Origin of the sequence: Aquiflexum sp., from assembly GCF_041751335.1 — a bacterium.
Lineage (GTDB): Bacteria > Bacteroidota > Bacteroidia > Cytophagales > Cyclobacteriaceae > Aquiflexum.
In genome coordinates, this window is the sequence record NZ_JBGSXS010000099.1 from 1 (window position 1) to 20203 (window position 20203).

The 20203-nt window shown below is 38.6% G+C and carries 15 protein-coding genes; 5 read left to right on the forward strand and 10 right to left on the reverse strand.

Annotation, left to right across the window (positions count from 1 at the left end; translation table 11 throughout):
* Positions 1–694 (forward strand): ribose-5-phosphate isomerase RpiA (rpiA, locus tag ACEW8U_RS05750; protein WP_373521083.1); only part of this gene is annotated, 694 nt, incomplete at its 5' end.
* Between the two features lie 17 nt (positions 695–711).
* Here rpiA and ACEW8U_RS05755 read toward each other — a convergent pair.
* From ACEW8U_RS05755 to ACEW8U_RS05780, 6 genes are all read right to left on the reverse strand, one after another.
* Positions 712–1383 carry a DUF502 domain-containing protein gene (locus ACEW8U_RS05755; protein ID WP_373521084.1) on the reverse strand — a complete coding sequence of 224 codons (672 nt, stop codon included), beginning with the start codon at positions 1381–1383 and terminating at the stop codon, positions 712–714.
* 260 nt (positions 1384–1643) lie between these two features.
* Entirely contained in the window at positions 1644–2189 is a 546-nt protein-coding gene (locus tag ACEW8U_RS05760; RefSeq protein ID WP_373521085.1) for a pyridoxamine 5'-phosphate oxidase family protein, read from the reverse strand.
* Between the two features lie 3 nt (positions 2190–2192).
* Positions 2193–3812, reverse strand: coding sequence for a sulfatase (locus tag ACEW8U_RS05765; RefSeq protein ID WP_373521086.1), 1620 nt, complete (start codon positions 3810–3812; stop codon positions 2193–2195).
* A 140-nt stretch (positions 3813–3952) separates the two neighbouring features.
* Entirely contained in the window at positions 3953–6631 is a 2679-nt protein-coding gene (locus tag ACEW8U_RS05770) for a M14 metallopeptidase family protein (RefSeq protein ID WP_373521097.1), read from the reverse strand.
* 384 nt (positions 6632–7015) lie between these two features.
* Positions 7016–8758, reverse strand: coding sequence for an arylsulfatase (locus ACEW8U_RS05775; RefSeq protein WP_373521087.1), 1743 nt, complete (start codon positions 8756–8758; stop codon positions 7016–7018).
* A 2-nt stretch (positions 8759–8760) separates the two neighbouring features.
* Positions 8761–9168, reverse strand: coding sequence for a hypothetical protein (locus tag ACEW8U_RS05780; RefSeq protein ID WP_373521088.1), 408 nt, complete (start codon positions 9166–9168; stop codon positions 8761–8763).
* Between the two features lie 278 nt (positions 9169–9446).
* Between ACEW8U_RS05780 and ACEW8U_RS05785 the strand changes: the two genes are divergently transcribed.
* Both ACEW8U_RS05785 and ACEW8U_RS05790 read left to right on the forward strand, forming a co-directional pair.
* On the forward strand, positions 9447–10541 hold the full coding sequence (locus ACEW8U_RS05785) for a glycoside hydrolase family 43 protein (protein WP_373521089.1): 1095 nt from the start codon (positions 9447–9449) through the stop codon (positions 10539–10541).
* A 100-nt stretch (positions 10542–10641) separates the two neighbouring features.
* On the forward strand, positions 10642–11232 hold the full coding sequence (locus ACEW8U_RS05790) for a hypothetical protein (protein WP_373521090.1): 591 nt from the start codon (positions 10642–10644) through the stop codon (positions 11230–11232).
* A 301-nt stretch (positions 11233–11533) separates the two neighbouring features.
* Here ACEW8U_RS05790 and ACEW8U_RS05795 read toward each other — a convergent pair whose 3' ends face one another.
* The 4 genes from ACEW8U_RS05795 to ACEW8U_RS05810 form a co-directional block, all read right to left on the reverse strand.
* On the reverse strand, positions 11534–13087 hold the full coding sequence (locus ACEW8U_RS05795; protein ID WP_373521091.1) for a GH3 auxin-responsive promoter family protein: 1554 nt from the start codon (positions 13085–13087) through the stop codon (positions 11534–11536).
* A gap of 290 nt (positions 13088–13377) precedes the next feature.
* Complete coding sequence (gene xylA / locus ACEW8U_RS05800) at positions 13378–14691, reverse strand: xylose isomerase (RefSeq protein ID WP_373521092.1); 1314 nt, start codon at positions 14689–14691, stop codon at positions 13378–13380.
* 211 nt (positions 14692–14902) lie between these two features.
* A complete protein-coding gene (locus ACEW8U_RS05805) occupies positions 14903–16393 on the reverse strand; it encodes a xylulokinase (protein ID WP_373521093.1) in 1491 nt (496 codons plus the stop codon).
* A gap of 14 nt (positions 16394–16407) precedes the next feature.
* The gene (locus ACEW8U_RS05810) at positions 16408–18051 is read right to left on the reverse strand and encodes a sodium/sugar symporter (RefSeq protein WP_373521094.1); all 1644 of its coding nucleotides are present in this window, start codon (positions 18049–18051) and stop codon (positions 16408–16410) included.
* 709 nt (positions 18052–18760) lie between these two features.
* Between ACEW8U_RS05810 and ACEW8U_RS05815 the strand changes: the two genes are divergently transcribed.
* Together ACEW8U_RS05815 and ACEW8U_RS05820 are read left to right on the forward strand one after the other, a co-directional pair.
* A complete protein-coding gene (locus ACEW8U_RS05815) occupies positions 18761–19786 on the forward strand; it encodes a LacI family DNA-binding transcriptional regulator (protein WP_373521095.1) in 1026 nt (341 codons plus the stop codon).
* An 18-nt stretch (positions 19787–19804) separates the two neighbouring features.
* The coding region (locus ACEW8U_RS05820; RefSeq protein ID WP_373521096.1) for an alpha-glucuronidase family glycosyl hydrolase at positions 19805–20203 on the forward strand (399 nt) is incomplete at its 3' end.

Consider the following 20203-nt stretch of genomic DNA (forward strand, 5'->3'; position numbering starts at 1 on the left):
AACACACATGGATAAAAAACAAATAGCTGGTGAAGCAGCAGTTCAATACATAGAAGATGGAATGATCATCGGTTTGGGTTCTGGGTCAACAGTATATTGGACCATAAAACGTATCGGAGAATTAGTTTCAGAAGGAATGCGGATTTCAGGTATACCATCCTCCATGAGGACCGAAAAACTAGCAAAAGAGTTTTCAATACCACTTGTCAGTTTTAATGATGTGAGAAATATTGATATCACAATAGATGGTGCTGATGAGGTAGATCCAAACTTAAATCTCATTAAAGGTGGAGGAGGGTCAGTACTACGTGAAAAGATTCTAGCATTTGCGAGTAAGGCACTAATTATTGTTGTTGATGAAGAAAAATTGGTAAAAAGGCTGGGTAATTTCCCCTTACCTGTGGAAGTTACTCCATTTGGAATTGAAAACACGCTTAAAAAAATAACCGAACTTGGTTGTGAAGCAAAACTCAGGTTGAAGGACAATCAAATATTTTTAACAGACAATAATAATTTTATCGCAGATTGCAACTTTCAAAAAATAAAATGCCCCAGTAAGCTATCTATAGAATTAAATCAGATACCCGGTGTTATAGAAAACGGGTTATTTTATGATATTGTAAACAAAGTCATAATTGGTTCTGAAAATAATTGTGTAAGAACATTGAAACGCTATGGTCAGGAATTGTCGTAATAGTATTACTTCTCCAATTAATCTATTGACTCCATCTCCTGAACCCTGTCTTTTGCAGCAAACAATATCGAAGAACCTGTACCCATTCCAATTACAGAGCGCATAGCTTTTTCCGGCTCTATATCTAAGAATCTTAATTGTGAAACCGGAAAATGATAAATGTTCCCATTCATTGGGTTAGGGGCAGTTGGCACAAAAACTGTATATAAATCCTTGGAAACAATTTCAGTGACGAACCCAGTCATCAGTACGCCTGTATTGTAGGGATCTACCAAAACAACCTGGCTAAATGGCATTTTCTTAAGTCCTGAAAATTGGGCTATGGTTTCCTGTAGGGTAGAATACAATGGGATTTGAAGTAAATAATTATTCTCAAAACTTTTAAACGATCTTTTACCTCTGGCATTCCTCATAATAAGCCCTATTATAAAAATCAACACAACCAGTATCAATAAAGCCATCACATTAATAATTAAAGCATGTGATTCTGCATTTTTATCCAATATGGAACTAATTGGAGCCACTATGTTGAAAACAAATTTAAAAATCAGGGATAGTAAAAATAAGATTATGATGGTTGGTAAAACCAATAGTAATCCATTCATTAATGTTTTGATAAAGAATGATTTTGACCATAATTTTTCCGTGATGACCATTTTCTCTTTTGGTAATAATGTTTCGTTTCTCATTTAATTTATTTCAGATCTGAATTTTTTGGTATCGATTAGGATAATATTTATCGGGCGACCAAAATCCATAATTGCTCCAAACGTTTAATCTAAAAGAAATGTTATCAGCGCCCAAACTACCTAATGATACAAATCCGGTGCTAAATTTTGATATCTTTTAATAAATTTTGAAAAAATATCAACTCAGCCAGGAAAAATATGAATTCATACTTCTGAAGGAAAATCTGAAAAATGGTGATGTTTAGAGGATTTAGATATTTTTATTCATCAAGAATTTTAGTTTCAAATCCATCGATGCTTATGGTATTTTTGCTTTTCCAATAATCTTTGATGTTATCCTCACCCTGTTTTTCAGCCCAAGAATTCAATGTTTTCCGCTCTTCCTTGAATTCCATCAATGGAACAGCAAAACCACATGATGTTTGGACCAGATCAACTTCCATCTCGATGATTTGCCTTGCGCCAACATTCTCTGGAAACAGATTTGAATATTTTTGAAAAGCGCTGTCTCTTCTATGGTAAATTTTTGCTTTTCCATAGAGCCTTAGAATTTTAGGTTTACCTTCAAAAGCACAAAACATAATAGTCATTCTGTTATTCTTCAATAGGTGTGCAGCAGTTTCATTCCCACTACCTGTCAAATTAAGCCAAACAATTTTATTCTGATCAATGACCCTGAAGGAATCAGTTCCTTTTGGTGACACATTCACCCTTCCTTCAATTGCAGCTGTTCCGACAAAAAATATCTTTTGATTTGCAATGAACTCCTGTAATTCGGTAGTAATAAAATCTAATTGCTTTCCCATATTCTAAATACGCTCTAAATACCTTTCCAACAATTCCTGGCTGATCTCTGAAGAATCTCCGTATTTTCCCCTTATTGCCTCCAAATCTTTATGCAGTTTTCCCCTGATTTCGGAATACTTGGGATCATCATACACATTTTTCAACTCATGCGGATCATTGGCGCGGTCATACAGTTCCCACTCGTCCACGTCATAGTAAAAATGAATCAGTTTGTATTCTTTGGTGACAATGGCGTAATGTCGCTTAACCATGTGGATGGAAGGATATTCATAGTAGTGATAATAAACAGCATCCCTATTCCACTGGTCAGATTGGCCTGTCAGCAACGGAATTAAGCTTTCTCCCTGCATATCCGAAGGTGCTTCGATTTGCGCCGCTTCTAGGAAAGTCTGTGCGAAATCCAAGTTCTGGACCATCTCATCAGATCGTGAACCGGCTTTGATATTCCCCGGCCAAGCAACCAATAATGGCGTTTTGAAGGATTCGTCATAAACAAAACGTTTGTCAAACCAACCATGCTCACCCAGATAAAACCCCTGGTCAGAAGTGTACACAATGATGGTATTCTCCATCAATCCATTGGCCTCCAGGTAATCCAATACTTTACCGACATTCTCGTCAACTGATGCAATGGTTCCCAAATAATCCTGCATATACCTTTGGTACCTCCACCTCATTTTATCTTCCTCGCTCATACCCGGAAAAGCCTTTTTGAATTCTTCATTGACTTGGGTGTAGGTTTTGTCCCAATTTGCCCTTTGGCTAGGCGTCATTCGTCCCACTTCCCCTTCAAAAGCTCTCTTATCCCAACCTGAGGCATCAGGAATACCCAATTCATCCATTACTTGTGGATATAATTTAGAATCTCCTGCCCAGTTCATATGCTTTAACAGATTCATCTCCGCTTCTTTGGCTGCACTTCCTCTACCTGAATAATCGTCAAAAAGAGTTAGAGGCTCAGGATATTTTTTTTGCGTAAATTCCTCAATATGACGCTCGGCAGGAAGCCATTCCCTATGCGGTGCTTTGTGCAAATACATCAGCAGAAATGGTTCTTCCTCTTTTCGCTCATTTTGGAGCCAATCCAATGTCATATCGGTAATGAGATCCGTCACATAGCCTTCCACGTCATACGTGCCTTCATTTTTGGTAATAAATGTGGGATTATAATAAGTGCCCTGACCGGGGAGAATTTTGAATTGGTCAAATCCTTTTGGGTTGTTGCCAAAGTGGAGTTTGCCAAACATGGCTGTCTGATAACCTGCTTCTTGCAGGATTTGGGGAAAGGTAATATTGGTGGTATCAAATGGGAAAATGTTGTCGGTCTTTCCATTGAGATGTGAATGCTTGCCCGTCAGAATGGTAGCCCTAGAAGGGGCACAGATGGAGTTGGTCACACAGGCGTTGGTAAACAACATCCCCATCTTGGCAATCCTGTCAATGTTTGGGGTATTGATCAATCTGTCATCATAGGCAGAAATGGCCTGATAAGCATGGTCATCGGACATGATGAAAATGATGTTGGGGCGTTTGGGTTTTTCTTCTTTGGGAGAAGTATTACAAGAAAAAAGACAAACTATTATCCCCAATGAAAAAAGGAAATTCAGGCTATTTTTTGGCATAAGAGGGCTTTTTTTGTTTAAAGGTTTATCAACCATTCCCCAATTTAAGGGTAGTATTCTCATTTTCAAAAAAATAAAGCTTCCCTTTGGAGGAAGCTTTATTGAAATTTAAACTCTGGTTGATTTTCAACAGGGCTTATTTACTGGTAAAGGTTGTTAAAAAGCATTTTGAAAGTACCGTGAGACTGTGCCCTATATGTGATTTCAGGACCATAGACATAAAGCATTCCTTTTCCTATTGGAGCAGAGAAGACTGTGATCCCATCTTCAAGGTAGGATTGGCCCCAAGCCCAACCGCTCTTCAAAGGTGTTTTGGTATCAAACCAACCCAATACCTGAAGTCCCTGTAATTTGGCTTCGGGCTTTACTTTGAATACTGGGCTGTTGTTGAACAATACATCAACATGGCTGTCCAATCCCCAATTGGCAGGTTGGGAGTTATCCACTCTTGAAACCAACACAGATCCCGGAACATAATATTTCTCGCCCGGCAATGGTTTTTCTGAACCATCTCTTTGAACTTCGACCAAAGCATTTTTCACAGGTAGTTCAAGATGATAGGCCAAGATAGCGGCATTTCCAACGGCCACTACTTTCCCACCATTTTCAATAAATGATTTGATCTGTGGAATGGATTTTTCAGCTGTGATACTACCCAACATATGCTGATATTCTGCAGGAGTGGATTTTTCATCCGGTGGTGAACCCCATCTACTTGATTCTTCTCTTCCCAATGCAGGGATTCCGCCACTGATAAAGAGCATGGCATCATACTTTTTGTTCAGATTTCCTGCGTCGATTTCTTTGGCAAAAATCAATTCAAACTCAAAATTATATTGCTCCAACACCCATCTGACCCAACCACTCGGCATTGAACCTCCATAAGTATCAAATAAGGCTATTCTGGAAGGTTTGATGTTGATGGCATTGCTTGGTGCTGATTTCGCAGAAGTAACTTGAACACCGTATTTGGTTGCTTGCTCAGTCAAAACTTTGGATCCATTTTGTGGGATATAGAATGAACCGGAGGGCATTCCTTCGATGGTGGTTTGAATTCTGGATACTTTTACTCCTTTTTTCAATAATTCATTGACAATTGGGAAGGCATCATTATGCTTACTGCTTAGGAAATAGCCTGACTTAGAATCAAGTACTTGGACTACAGGTACATCTTCCATTTTTCCGTAAGGCAATGTCTCAAATGGTCCCGAAAATCCATCCAAAATCCGGTCAAATTGAATTCCCATTTGATATGCCAAGGTCCAACCTGCTGCATCATATGGTCTAATTGGAGGACCGCCTGGATATTGGAAGTCATTGGGATAATCCTGGGGTTCGAACATGTCGATGACATGCGGGCGGAAAGCCTGATCTGTTTTGACGATATAAGAGCCTTTTGGATAGGTTGTTCCATCTACCGAGAATGAGGCCGTTGATTTTTCTATTCTAATTCCTGTTTTTACCAAGGCATTGATGAATTTTACTGCTGTAGCAGGATCTTTTTGGTCAGCGGTGATGATAAAACCTCTAGGGTCTCTTTCCTCTTTTGCCTGATAAACACTGTCGTAGAAAACTGAAGGTATTGCCCCTCCTCTTCTGGAATAAGGATTGGTAGAGGCTGGATATTTGTCTTTATCTTTTTCGTAAGCAGTTTTGATAGCCTCAATCTTACTTGGGAATGGTGTCCAATAATCCCCACTTCCTCTTTCAATAGAACCTTTTCCCATTACATACATATTGTACAAAAGATGGTCGCTATTCCTAGATGCATAATCCAAGACAGCAAAGTTCATCGATACTGAATAATCTATAGATTGCTGGAAATGCCAGGCTTTTTGAGGGGTTACCGGAAAAGGGGTGTTGCCATTGGGAAGTAGTCTGTCCGGTACCAAAGGGATTTCCTCAGGATTTGGGCCACCCACTATCTCTGTCAAAATTCCAATAATATTGTGGTAATGGGTTGTGGTTCTCAAGCCACCATTGTACCAGGTAGAAAAAGTAGAACCGTTCATTCTGGTAAACCCAGGTTTGTTTTCCGCATTCAGTCTGTTGTACATCGCTGCACCTACAGCATCGATACCCGTAACCATCATGGGATCAAACACATAATTAAAGGGGTCTCTATAGGGCGGTCCTGCCAATACCGAACCGGCAGGTCCTCTCTGATGGTGATTGTACATTACCTGAGGAATCCACTCTATAAAAAGCTGATAACCAAGATTAGTGGATTCTTTCATGTTTTGGATGTAGAAGTCCCTATTGTTGTCATGACCGATATACTTTTGGTAAAGTGTTGGCAAGTTCGAAAGGCTTCTGTTTTCCGGAACAGACTCTCTCATGTACCAATTGCCGATTTTTTCATGTCCGTCAGGATTGGCGTGGACAAATAAGATCACTACATTTTCAAGGATCCTTTTGGTTTCTGCATCCTCTTTGGTGAGCACTTGGTAAATGGTTTCTGACAACTGATGGGTGCCTACGGTCTCTGTTGAGTGCAGCCCCCCATCAATCCATACAATGGCTTTTCCCTCCGTGGAGAGTTTCCTGGCCTCTTGTTCCGACAACTCTTCCGCTCTTGCCATTTTGACTGAGATATCCTTGAACTTATCCAAGTTGGCATGATTTTCCACAGAAGTGACTATCATCATCCATTGATCTCTTCCTTCCTCTGTTTTCCCAATAGAAACGAGCTTTGCTTTGTCCGAAGCTGCCGCAACTTTTTTGAAGTATGCTTCTGTCTGTGTGTAATTGCTGACATGGTAATCATCTCCCAATCCAAATCCAAAATGCGCTTTTGGACTTGGAATTTTCTGGGCCATTATATTGCCGATGCACAATAAAAAAAGTCCAAGGAGGAGGATACCCCTTGGGACTGACTTGCTTAAGTTTGTTTGGTTTTTCACTTTCCTATATTTTTAATTTTTAATTTCTAGCTCCAAGATATCGGATGCTCATATTGCCTATTGCCATATCTTAAGGTTGTTATGGTCAAGTCTATATCAGAACACCATATTAATAAATATTTTAGAGGGAAAATACTCATTTACAGCAACGGTCGATAAATTGATGCCGGCAAGCTTAAAAAACAGCTATTTCTTAATTATGTCTTCCATCAATTTTCAAACCCATTGAATAATCCGAAAAATTAATCCACTAGGATCCCAATTAAAAAAACATTGTTGAACAATACTAAACCTGACTTATCATTTCAATTTTCTCAATACAACTCCCTTCACTCCAATATTTTCAAACTGCTCTCCCAAGAAAGAAATTTCAAGGCTTGTTTTTCCTTTTTCAAAACTGATTTCACCAACCGAAAGCATTGGCCATTCCATTTCTTCCACTTCTGTTCTGGGAACCCTGTCCCGATTGGGAATCAATTTGGCTTGGTGGAGTTGGTCAGTTTCATAAATAAAACTCTTTTCCTGACCAAAAATTTCCATTTTAAAAGGTGAATCATTAGCCATTTGAACAAAGACATCATACCTGGCATTTTCAACTGTTTCAATCTCCCAAAACACTTTGTCCTCAGGTTTTTTGAAATTGATAAACCAATCATTTGCCCATCCCATTTCTCCTTTATAAAGAACATTTCCCGAGCGCTTCCCATCAGAAGCCGGTAGTTCGACAGTTGGCACATTGGGATGGCCTACTTGAATCAAGGGTGGGTCAACACCTTTTTTTGTCATTTCATTGAGCCAATCCAAATAAAGCTTCTCCAATTCATTGGCTATGTCGGGTTCCGTTTCCAGAATATTGTTTTTCTGAGATGGATCAAGAAGGAGGTTATAAAGCGCTTTTTGTTTGTTTTTTAATGTCAGTAAATATTCCTGATTTCTGACTGCACCGGGAATGGTATCAAACTTTAAATGCACATGATGTGTAAAAAAATATCTGTCCTCCCAGTTTCCAGCTACACCCTTAATCAATGGAAAAAGGCTTTTCCCATGAATCACAAGGTTGCCAGGGATTTCAATACTTAAGATAGCTGCAAGCGTAGGCAGAATATCAATATGGCCACCCCAGGGTTTGATTACTTGATTACCATAACCTGGGATTTTGATAAAGAATGGCACCCTGACTCCGCCTTCATCCAAATCTGCTTTTTTTCCTTTCATTCCACCATTGTAGCGGATACCATTTGGGCCATTGTCTGTCATGAAAATGACAATCGTATTATCGATCTTCCCGCTTTGCTTTAAATAATGCATTAGCCGTCCTACATTATCATCTATGTTTTCGACCATCCCATACACACAGGCATCTTTTTCATCAAGACCTTTAGATTTATATTTATCAAAATAGGCATCAGGAACCTGAAAAGGACTGTGAGGCGTATTGAAAGAAAGCATAGCGAAAAATAAATCCTGCTTTTCCATAAATTCAATGGCTTTGTCTGTCAGAACATCTGGCAGGAAACCTTCGGTCTTCACTTCCTCGAAATTATGGGTGAGTTTGGTATCAAAGTAATTGTTCAAGTGACCTTCCGCAAATCCAAAAAATTCATCAAAACCCTGCCCAATCGGGTCATGTGGAAACTGTTTGCCCTGATGCCATTTCCCAAAAAGTCCGGAAACATAACCATGTGGCTTCAACAATTCAGCAATCGTCACTTCCTCTTCCCGCATCACTTCCATGCGGTGTGTCACCCAAGTGGTACCTGTGGCAATATGATATCGGCCCGTCAGCATGCTTGCCCGTGTAGGTGCGCAAACTGGCGAAACATAAAAACGGTCAAAAACTATTGACTCTTTTGCCAATGCATCAATGTGCGGGGTTTCCACCAATTTATTCCCATGAAAAGAAAGATCTCCCCAACCCTGATCATCGGTCAAAATCAGGAGAATATTGGGCTTGATAAGAACCTCTTTTTGATTACATCCAATCAATAAAAAAACAGATAGAAAATGGATTAGGGTTGATTTCATTTTCAATAGCTTCTTCATATTTACTTCTTTTGGCTGAAAATCCATTCCAGAAAATCGGGTTCCGCAAAAGCATTGTCCCAACTGTTGTGATTTACATCTGGGTAGAGAGATAACCTCGGATTAGCCTCTTCATGTTTTGGGCATTGGGGAAAATGCATGAATGATGGATATTGGTCGGATTGAATGGCTTTTAAAAATAAGTCTACTCTATGTACCAATTGTATTTCATTATCATTTCCCCTTTCACCTGCCCCATGTAAAAAAAGTAAAAGGGGATATTTTTGATTTGAATCAAAGTTTTTGGGTTGAAGCAGCCTATATGGCAATTCGGTTGTTGCATCATGAAAAATGTGTTTTTCAAACTCTACTTGGGCGGATAGGAAAAACGGAAGAAAAAATATCAGGTAGAGTGCAAGTCGGTTTTTCATTGTATTAGATTTTAGCTTCAAGTAATTATTTAAATATAATTTAATCTGACAGAAACTTCACGAAATTGGTTTTTACAAAAAAAGTTTTACCTATCAATCAAGTAAAACATTTTTTCAATATGGTATTTATTCTCTGTGTATTAGGGATGATTTGTTCAGAAAAAGTGGAAATAAAATCTTTATAAAAAAGCATAATTCATAAGTTTTTTAATTTTGAAACCGATTTCAATTTTTCTAAATTAGCAAATTCAAAATATTATTACTTAAACCTAAGACCTATGAACTTGAAGTTTGGCTTTGCAGCCATCATTGCTACCTGCCTTTTGGTATCCTGTGGCACTCAGGAAAATAAACAACAAGATATAATCACTAAAGAAGTAGAAGAAAGTAAATTCCTTTCTCCTCCATTGGTATCACATATTTATACAGCTGATCCATCTGCCCATATTTTTGAGGGTAAAATCTATATATATCCTTCCCATGATGTCGAATCAGTGGTTGAGGAAGATGATATGGGTGCACATTTCAACATGATGGATTATCATGTTTTTTCAATGGAAAGCCCCGATGGAGAAGTTGTAGACCATGGTAAGGTATTGGATGTAGAAGATATCCCTTGGGCCAAAAGACAATTATGGGCGCCTGATGCAGCAGAAAAAGACGGTAAATATTACCTCTATTTCCCAGCAAAAGACAAGGATGATATTTTCAGAATAGGGGTAGCGGTAGCGGATAATCCCGCAGGTCCCTTCAAAGCTGAACCTGAAGCCATCAAAGGGAGTTATAGCATGGATCCTACCGTATTCCAAGATGAAGATGCGAGTTATTATCTGTATTTTGGAGGTATTTGGGGAGGTCAATTACAACAGTATCGAGACAATAAATACCAACCGGTTGGTTCAGGTCCCTATGATGGTGTCCCTACGGGTGAAGAAATTTCTTTGATGCCAAAAATTGCCAAATTAAGTACTGATATGTTGCAAATGGCTGAAACTCCAAAAGATGTGATGTTATTGGATGCAGGTGGCAACCCCATTTTGGGAGGTGACAATAATAGACGATTTTTTGAAGCTGCTTGGGTCCATAAGCACAATGGCAAATACTATTTCTCCTATTCTACAGGCGATACGCACTTCATCGCTTATGGTACTGGAGACAACCCATATGGTCCTTTTACCTATCAGGGAAATATTCTAAACCCAGTTCAAGGTTGGACAAACCACCATTCTATTGTTAAATTTCAGGATAAATGGTATCTATTTTACCATGACACAGAATTAACCGATAAAACCCACTTGAGAAACATCAAGATGGTTGAGTTGAAGCACAATGAAGATGGAACGATTGAAACTATCGAGCCCATCAAAAAATAACATAAACCTATTAATCCTTAAATCCGACAGAAGTATTTTCTGTCGGATTTTTTTATTGAGTTTAATTAATCCCCTTGATATTTTTTTGTATCATGGGAATATGAAAAAAAATAACATGATGGATTTTGATAGGGATATTCCTGTAGAAATAAAAGAGGTAGCTTTAAAAGCCCTTTCATTTTACCCCGAACTCGAGAATATTCGAATTGAATTTGTTTTTAATGAAAATATCAGAAAATCAGTCATGCAGGCACAGCCGAAGTTTGTAACAATGTTCGGTTCTCGAAAAAAACGAACTTATATTATCAAAATCAGCCATCTATTTAATTTTAAAGGGACAAGCACACCCATTCAGGATCTTCCAGAAGATGTCCTGATTGGATGGATTGGGCATGAATTGGGACACATCATGGATTATTTGAAAAAAAGCAATTGGTCTTTGATTCTATTTGGTATTGGTTACCTGACTTCAAAAAGTTTTGTCATTTCAGCTGAAAGGGTTGCAGATACATATGCCGTTAATCATGGTCTTGGGGATTATATTTTGGCCACCAAGGATTTTATTCTGCACCAGGCTGGTATGTCTGAACAATACATCCAAAAAATCAAAAAACTATATCTACCTCCCGAAGAAATCATCTACCTAATGGAAAATATAGTGGTAGCGGATGGGGAAGCGAAGAAAGGATGAGGGATGAAGGCAGTTGTCCGAAGCCTTTGGCTTCGTAACGCCTGAGTCAGGAGCTTCTAGCTTAGGTCTTATTTCTTGACAAAAAGCCTTCAATTATCAAACTATCTCAAATCCAAAAAGGTCAATTCAACCCACTTCGGGGTTGGGTAGGCAGACTTGCCTTGTTCCCCCGAGTTTCACCCGGGGCAAATAACCTTGCGGTATTCAATCCCAGCCGGGATTGGGGTTGATTTTGAAGTTTATACTGTCAAAGCTAAAACCTATCATTCTCCCCGAAGCCTCTGGCTTCGTGGCCACTAAGTCAGGAGTTTCTAACTCCGATCGACTCTTGTATATTACCCTCCACAAACTTCTCCCAATCTTTAAATTCTTCTTCCTTCATCACTCTTGGAATCTTCACCTGTCCACCTTTTTGCTTGGTCTCTTCAGTCCATTTTTGAAATAGTTTTGCTGGCACCAATCGGGTCTCAACTGATTTTAGGGCTTTGTTTCTGGCTACTTTGTAGTTCTTATTATTTTCTTGCAGGATTTCATCCAAACGCTTGGCGAATTCTTTATTATCTTTTTCAGTTTCTCCTTCCAGACCGAGATACCAGCGATGTATATAGCCTACATTTTCCAATACAGCGGAAACTGTAAATTCCTTAATCTCTGTATTGAATTCTTCTCCAAGTTGCTCCAAAGCATTATCCATTTGAATAACTGACAATTGAGATCCCACTACATTCAAAAAATGCTTGGTCCTTCCGGTGATTTTGATTTCGGCTTTTTCTTTATCGGTAAATGCAACCGTATCCCCAATCATATACCTCCACGCGCCTGATACTGTGGAAATAATCAATACATAATCCTCCCCTTCTTCTACTTCTTCTATCTTGACGGTTTTGGTATCTTGTTTGACAGTTCCGTCATCATTCATGTTTTCGGGCTTGAAAGGCACAAATTCAAAATAAATTCCGTTATCGGTTATCAATGCCATGGAATCCGTATCCTTCCTGAGTTGCGTAGCCAGATAACCTTCTGAAGCAAGGTAAGTATCTATCACCGTGACGGGTTTACCTGAGAGGCGTTCAAAACTTTTACGGTACGGTTCAAATGCCACTCCCCCGGAAGTATATACCTGAAAGTTAGGCCAGATATCATGGATGTTGTCAACTTTATGATAAGCTATTACTTTTTTGAGCATTAACTCTATCCAAGAAGGAATCCCTGAAATCCCCCCAATATCCCAATTTGGGGCTTCTTTGGCCAAGGCCTCTACCCTTTTATCCCAATCATCAATTCCGGATATTTCTGGGCCTGGTCTATAAAATCCATCAAACCATGTCGGGATTTGACTGGCACTAATTCCACTGATTTCCCCTTCCAAATGTCCATTTACCTCTTTTAGATTGGTACTGCTTCCAAACATCAGAATCTCCTTTTCAAAAAATTCAGATGGTAGATCAAAATCAGCGATACCTTTGATCTGTTGCAAACCTGCCTTTCTGATTGAGACTATCATTTCGTCAGTGACTGGGATACGTTTTTTATTACTGGTGGTACCACTGGAGACTGCAAAATAATTTACTTTCCCGGGCCAGGTAATATCCTCTGCCCCATCGATTACCTTTTGCCACCACTCTTCGAGAAGCTGGTCATAACTGAAAAACGGGACCTCTAAAGCAAAAGCATCTCTGATATCTTCTGAGTCAAGTAGTTGTTCAAATTGATAATACTTTCCAAAGGCTGTTTTTTTTGCTTTAGAAAGTAAATCTTTTAAAACAGCTTCCTGTGCCTCTTTTGGATTGTTATTGGTAAATATTTTATCTGCAACCTCAACCGCGCTCTTTATGATTTTTCCAATGATTGGCATGATATTAAAGTTCTTTTTGAATTGAAAGATTAATGAATTGTGTAAAAATAAAAACAAAACATTTTCAAGAAATCAATATTCAAGCCAAAAAATCCCAATCATTAATGTTTATAAAAAAAAAACCCAACAGAATCAATCTGTTGGGGTTTTTGAAAATTTAAATTACAAAGTCTAAGGTCTTAATTTGAATAAATTTTAATTCCCAGATCGGGCAGGCTTTTTAAATCTGATAATGATGCTGTTGTAAACTTCCTACTTCCCAACTTCGGACTTCCTTCTAACTTCATCCTTTAAATAAACTCATTCAATATATTTTCAAACAATTCTTGTCTACCACTTTTCTGCCCGGGTTCACCTTTAGCCAAAGCATGTGCTCTTAGATCATCCAAGGTAAGTTTCCCAGATTCAAATTCTTTTCCTTTCCCTGAATCGTAGGAGGCATATCTCTCTTTTCTCAAAGCCTTGTATTCAGACTTTTCCAAAATTTCGTTTGCTATCAACAATCCCCTAGAAAACGCATCCATACTGCCGATATGAGCATAAAATAAATCATCCAAGTCTGTTGAATTTCTTCTTACTTTGGCATCAAAGTTCACGCCACCTCCTTGAATTCCTCCGCCTTCAAGAATCACCAACATGGATTCCGTCAATTCTTGCAAGTTGATGGCAAACTGATCTGTATCCCATCCATTTTGATAATCGCCCCTATTGGCATCTATACTTCCCAACAATCCTGCATCCACAGCCACTTGTAATTCATGCTGAAAGGTATGACCTGCTAATGTTGCATGGTTAACCTCTAAATTCAATTTGAAATCCTTATCAAGACCATGCTGTCTCAAAAACCCGATTACAGTGGCTGCATCGTAGTCATACTGATGCTTCGTAGGTTCCATAGGTTTAGGTTCTATCAGAAAAGTACCTTTAAATCCTTTAGATCTTGCATAATCCCTTGCCATGGTCAAAAAACGTCCCAAATGTTCGGTTTCCCTTTTCATATCTGTATTGAGCAAAGACATATAACCTTCACGACCACCCCAGAACACGTAATTCTCCCCACCTAATTTGATGGTGGCATCAATAGCGTTTTTCACTTGCGTGCCTGCCCAAGCCACTACATCAAAATCCGGATTAGTAGAAGCTCCATTCATGTAACGAGAATTGCTGAAAACATTGGCTGTTCCCCAAAGCAATTTCACTCCGGTTTCTTTTTGTTTCTGCAATGCATAGTCAGTAATGATTTGCATCCTCTTTTCATATTCCTCTAGGGTACTCCCTTCATCAATCAAGTCTATATCATGGAAACAATAGTACTCTGCACCTATCTTGGTAAAAAACTCAAAAGCAGCATCCATTTTGTCCTTAGCACGCTGTACAGCATCCTCACTTTCGTTCCAAGGTCTATCCATTGTTCCAGGACCGAAAGGATCACCACCTGTGGCACAGAAGGTGTGCCAATAGGCTATGGAGAATTTGAAATGATCTTTCATAGGCTTTCCGGCCACTATTTTATTGGCATCATAATATTTAAATGCAAAAGGATTTTTGGATCCCTTGCCTTCAAATTTGACTTTGTCGATATTTGGAAAATAGGTTTTTGACATTTGATTATAGGTTTATTTTATAAGATTTGAGACATAAGACATGAGACTTTCATATCGGCAGGCAGGCGTGAGATTTGGACTCAGGGTGGAAGTTGGAAGTCAGAAGTAAGAAGATAGAAATATGAAACATTTTTATCTGAACACTTCCAACTGAAATCTGCAAACTGACACACTCCCTTCCGAATACTAGCGACTGAACACTGCCAACTGATCACTGAACACTGCTCAATGCTTTCAACCAGCTTTGATAGACCTCTTTATAAGCGGAGACCAAAGATGCGTCAGGTTCAAAGGAAGCCATTTTTTCTAATCCTGCAAATGCTTCTTTAGCATTTGAATAGATCCCGGCACCAATTCCTGCACCTCGTGCAGCACCTTGGGCACCATCTGTATCATAAAGCTCAAGTGTCACTTTATTCATATTGACAAAAGCCTCTCGAAACAAAGGGCTTAGGAACATATTGGCATTCCCTGCTTTAACTGTTTTGAGATTTAGACCCATGTCCTTCATGATTTGAAAACCATAGGTTAATGCACTGACAATCCCTTCCTGACCTGCTCTCAACACATGTCTTTTGTCATGTTTCAAAAGGTTAAGTCCTGATAGATGGGCATCAACGGCTTTATTTTCCATGATACGCTCTACACCATTCCCAAAAGGAATAAATTTGAGACCATCTGATCCAATAGGAACTTCTGCTGCGAGATGGTTCATTTCAGGGTAGGAAATATTTTCTCCACCAATCAATCTTTTCAGCCAAGAGTTCAATATCCCTGTGCCGTTTACACAGAGTAAAACACCATAATGAGGATTTTCCTTACTATGATTTACATGTACAAAGGTATTTACTCTGGACTTTTGGTCAAATACCGCTTGTGTACTTACTCCATAAACGGTCCCTGAAGTGCCTGCTGTAGTTGCCAATTCTCCATCTTCTAATACATTTAGGGAAAATGCATTATTGGGTTGGTCTCCAGCGCGGTAGGTAATAGGAATCCCTGAATCAATTCCCAATATTTTTGCTGCTTCATCATTTACGCTTCCCTGAACGGAAAAAGAAGGGACTACTTCAGCAACCATTGATTTATCAATTCCATAGTAATCCAAAAGTTTAGTGGACAAACCATTGGACTTGAAATCCCAAAAAATCCCTTCGGAAAGACCTGTTTCTGAGGTCAGGATTTCACCAGTAAGTTTCATGGCGATATAATCGCCTGGGAGCATGATTTTGTGGATTTTAGCATATTTATCAGGCTCATTTTCTTTGACCCACTTGAGTTTGGATGCGGTGAAATTTCCAGGAGAATTCAGCAAATGTGGAAGACAATAATTCTCTCCTAAATCCTTGAAGGCTTTATTTCCAATCTCCACGGCCCTGCTATCACACCAGATGATTGAAGGTCTAATTACCTCATGATTTTTATCGACACAGACTAATCCGTGCATTTGATAGGAAATACCAATTGCTTTCAATTCTCCTTTTTGGATATTTCCATTTTTGACAATAGCCTTCGTAGTTTCAATAATATATTTCCACCACATTTCAGGATCCTGTTCTGCCCAGTCTTTCTGTGGGGCTGAAATGGCCATTTCTACTTTTGGAAGGCCCTCCGAAGTAACTACTTTACCTGAATCTGCATTCAACAGTGTGGCCTTTACAGAAGAACTTCCTATATCATATCCAATTAATAATCTTCTCATTTTTTGTTTAGGGTTTACCAAAATACAATATATAATGCAGCTGTAATACCTGTAATTATAAGTGCCCCAATCTTAAATGCCGTACTTGTTTTGAACAGATCGGCGCTGATTTCAATACTGTTCGGATGGTCTTTACCTTTACCTTCAACAAGGCTGATAAGGATCATCAATAAAGCAATCACCAAAAATACAATGCCCATCCTGTCCAAGAATGGAAGTTCGGGATATACCCATTTCAACACAACTGAAAGTGGGATACTGATCGCAGCACCGGTAAGCGCAGCATTTGAGGTCGTCTTTTTCCAGAACACTCCAAAGAAGAATATGGCAAATACTCCTGGGCTAATAAAACCGGTATATTCCTGGATGAACTGAAATGCCTGATCCAATTGTCCCAATGCCGGGGCAACAACAGCCGCAACGACAAATGCAATTGCAGCAGTGATTCTTCCAACAGTAACCTGCTTGGTTTCAGAGGCATTTTGACCAAAATATTTTTTGTAGATATCCATCGTGAAGATGGTCGAGGTACTATTGGCCATTGAAGCTAAAGAAGATACAATCGCCGCAGTCAATGCAGCAAAAGCCAATCCCTTTAATCCAACTGGAAGCAATTGCAATAAGGTGGGATAGGCCCTATCCGATTTGATTAGGCCTGTTACAGGATCCTTCATTGATTCAATAAAACCTACATCGATTCCGTTTTCTACAATCACATAGGCCGCAATTCCAGGAATGACGACAATCAAAGGCATCAATAATTTCAGAAAACCAGCGAAAATCATCCCTTTTTGGGCTTCGTCCAAGCTTTTTGCTGCCAAAGCTCTTTGGGTAATGTATTGATTGAATCCCCAATAACTCAGGTTGGTAATCCACATTCCTCCTACTAATACTGAAATTCCAGGCAAATCTTGATAGGCATCATAAGTGCCGCCTTTTCCATCTGGAATCATCATTTCCCCCCTGGAAAGAATCATAGAAAAATGTCCTGGAACTTCTTTTCTTAGTAATCCCAATCCTTCCCAAGCTGAACCTTCTCCGACCATGGTCAAGGCAATATATGTAGTGGCCAATCCACCTGCAATCAGAAAGAACACCTGTACCACATCAGTCCAAGCAACTGCTTTCAATCCACCATAAATGGAATATATCATGGCAAACAAGGCCAATCCAATAATGCCATAAACCATGGGTACATTTAGGATAGTATTCAAACTCAAAGCCCCCAAATACAATACAGATGTCAGGTTGACAAAAACATATAACAATAGCCAGAAAATCGCCATTGTAGTCCTGACCCTTGTATCATACCTGTCCAAAAGAAACCCGGGCATCGTATAAATGCCTTTTTTGATATATATCGGCAAAAAGAAAGTAGCTACAACCAAAAGGGTAATTGCAGCCATCCACTCATAAGTGGAAATCGCCAAACCAAGGGCAAAACCTGATCCTGACATTCCTATAAACTGCTCAGCAGAAATATTGGAAGCAATGAGGGATGCACCGACGGCCCACCATGGAAGGGCTTTGGAAGCAAGGAAATAATCCTGAGAATTTTTGATGTGGCCTTTTTTCTCTCTTGAGACAAAAAGCCCCATACCAATGATGAGTAAACAATACCCAATAAATACTACAAGGTCTAAAGGTTCTAATAACATAGGATAGGTTTAATTAGATTGGGGTTTATTTAATTTGACGAATTTCAAAGATAAACTTTTCGGCAATTGTTTTTTATGTTTTTTACAATTATGGCTTTCATTACAGCTTCTTTTCGAAAAATACGCTATTCATTTATTTTGTAAGTCAACTTGGTCTTAAATCTAATGGGAATTCTTTTTGGCAGGATTTGTATTGTAATTTAACATCGTTCATTGATGGTAATTAATGCTTTATTATAAATAGCAACTCCTAATAATTTTTTCAACCCCAAACCTCAAAAAATATAATTATGAATACAACCGATTTCATAAATTATTTTTGATTAAAAATTAAATTATTGGTTAGGTTTTAAAGCAAATTTGCAAGTAAATGTGATAATAATTCACAATTAAGATGATTTATTGAAGAATTTTTGATTCCTCACTGTAATATTTTCAAAGTATAATATCTCTGAATCTATAAGGATGGAATAAAATCTAGTATTTAAAAATAATAATTAGGTATTTATAATAATTTCAAAATTAAAACTATTAGGCAACCGATTTCATAAAAATTATTTTGAAACAGGATAAAAATCACCTAGTTTTGAATCAATCCAAAATTAATCAATAGCTTGCTAGGGGTTTTAACTCCTGCTTTAAAAAATAATACCCATTCTGATCCTAAATAATTTCAGGAAAAACTCAAAATCAAGCCTTTTAATTTATCATGGAGAAAGAAATCACAATTTATGACATCGCCAAGGATGTTGGAGTTTCACCCACCACAGTAAGCAGGGCACTCAATAATCACCCTGCTGTCCATGAAAAAACCAAAAAGAAAATCTTTGATGCTGTGATGAAAATGGGATATCAGTCCAACATTTTTGCAGCCAACCTCAGGACCAAAAGAACAAACAATATTGGGGTGATTGTCCCCAGATTAAACTCCAGTTTCCAGTCCTCAGTCTTAGCAGGTATGGAAAACGCAGCCAATCAGGCCGGATTAAACCTAATTATCAGTCAATCTCTCGAATCAATTAAAAAAGAGAAAGCCAATGCCAATACCATGTTTAACAGCCGCGTGGATGGACTTTTGGTGTCTTTAGCAGGTGATACTGAAAACATCGACCATTATGCACCTTTTCTAAAAAAAGGAATTCCTATAATATTTTACGACAGGATTGCAGAAGATTCGGGTTGCCCAGGGATTGTAATCGACAATACTCAAGCAGCACAGAAAGTCACCGAACATTTGATTGAGCAAGGTTGTAAGAGGATAGTGCACGTATTGGGTAACATCAAAATCAATGTCTACGCAGATAGGCTGAAAGGATATAAATACGCCCTGATGGACAATGATATTCCTTTCGATCAATCCCTGATTATCCATTCCGATCTGAATGAAGAAGCCGGCGAAGAAATTGTCCAAAAAATAATGAAAATGAACCCCTTGCCCGACGGACTTTTTGTTTCTAACGATGCCTGTGCGGCAAGTTGCATCAGGCATTTGAAAATAGAAGATATCCGGATACCTGATGACATGGCAGTGGTCGGCTTTAACAATGATGTAATTTCCCGTCTTGTAGAACCCAACATCACTACAGTAAATTATCCTGCCTATGAAATGGGTGAACTTGCCATGAAAAATTTGATTAAACATCTCGAAAACCCAAAAGAAGGAATGTTGGAAAAAACCAACAAGATCACCTTACGGTCTGAACTCATCATCAGGGATTCCTCCAAAAGGAAATAAGTCTCTAAATCTAAAACAATGAAAAAATTATCTCTCAGCCTTTTTTTCTTACTTGTCTCCTTTATTACCATTGCTAGCGATGGCTATAAATTATGGCTCCAATATTATCCATTTGAAAATCAAGCAGTATCAGATTATTACAGAGACTATTTGGAAAACATCAATATTGTCGGTTCATCTCCTACCATCGATATCATTCAAAAAGAATTGGAGATAGCTGCATCCGGTTTTCTGAACAGCAAAGTCAAACCTACCTTCAAACATATTGGGGATTCAAACATTTGTTGGATTGGAAAGACTGATGACTTGCCTAAAGACCTTAAAAGTGCCTTTGGACAAAAAGTCAATGAAATAGGAAAGGAAGGGTATTGGTTGAAATACCATTTGGGAAGGGTAATAATTACTGCTAATTCCGAT

Coding starts and splice junctions, on each gene's coding strand:
- xylA (WP_373521092.1), bottom strand. CDS start 14,691: ATGTCAAAAACCTATTTTCCAAATATCGACAAAGTCAAATTTGAAGGC.
- ACEW8U_RS05785 (WP_373521089.1), top strand. CDS start 9,447: ATGAACTTGAAGTTTGGCTTTGCAGCCATCATTGCTACCTGCCTTTTG.
- ACEW8U_RS05765 (WP_373521086.1), bottom strand. CDS start 3,812: ATGCCAAAAAATAGCCTGAATTTCCTTTTTTCATTGGGGATAATAGTT.
- ACEW8U_RS05770 (WP_373521097.1), bottom strand. CDS start 6,631: ATGGCCCAGAAAATTCCAAGTCCAAAAGCGCATTTTGGATTTGGATTG.
- ACEW8U_RS05780 (WP_373521088.1), bottom strand. CDS start 9,168: ATGAAAAACCGACTTGCACTCTACCTGATATTTTTTCTTCCGTTTTTC.
- ACEW8U_RS05755 (WP_373521084.1), bottom strand. CDS start 1,383: ATGAGAAACGAAACATTATTACCAAAAGAGAAAATGGTCATCACGGAA.
- ACEW8U_RS05810 (WP_373521094.1), bottom strand. CDS start 18,051: ATGTTATTAGAACCTTTAGACCTTGTAGTATTTATTGGGTATTGTTTA.
- ACEW8U_RS05790 (WP_373521090.1), top strand. CDS start 10,642: ATGAAAAAAAATAACATGATGGATTTTGATAGGGATATTCCTGTAGAA.
- ACEW8U_RS05805 (WP_373521093.1), bottom strand. CDS start 16,393: ATGAGAAGATTATTAATTGGATATGATATAGGAAGTTCTTCTGTAAAG.
- ACEW8U_RS05795 (WP_373521091.1), bottom strand. CDS start 13,087: ATGCCAATCATTGGAAAAATCATAAAGAGCGCGGTTGAGGTTGCAGAT.
- ACEW8U_RS05815 (WP_373521095.1), top strand. CDS start 18,761: ATGGAGAAAGAAATCACAATTTATGACATCGCCAAGGATGTTGGAGTT.
- ACEW8U_RS05760 (WP_373521085.1), bottom strand. CDS start 2,189: ATGGGAAAGCAATTAGATTTTATTACTACCGAATTACAGGAGTTCATT.
- ACEW8U_RS05775 (WP_373521087.1), bottom strand. CDS start 8,758: ATGAAGAAGCTATTGAAAATGAAATCAACCCTAATCCATTTTCTATCT.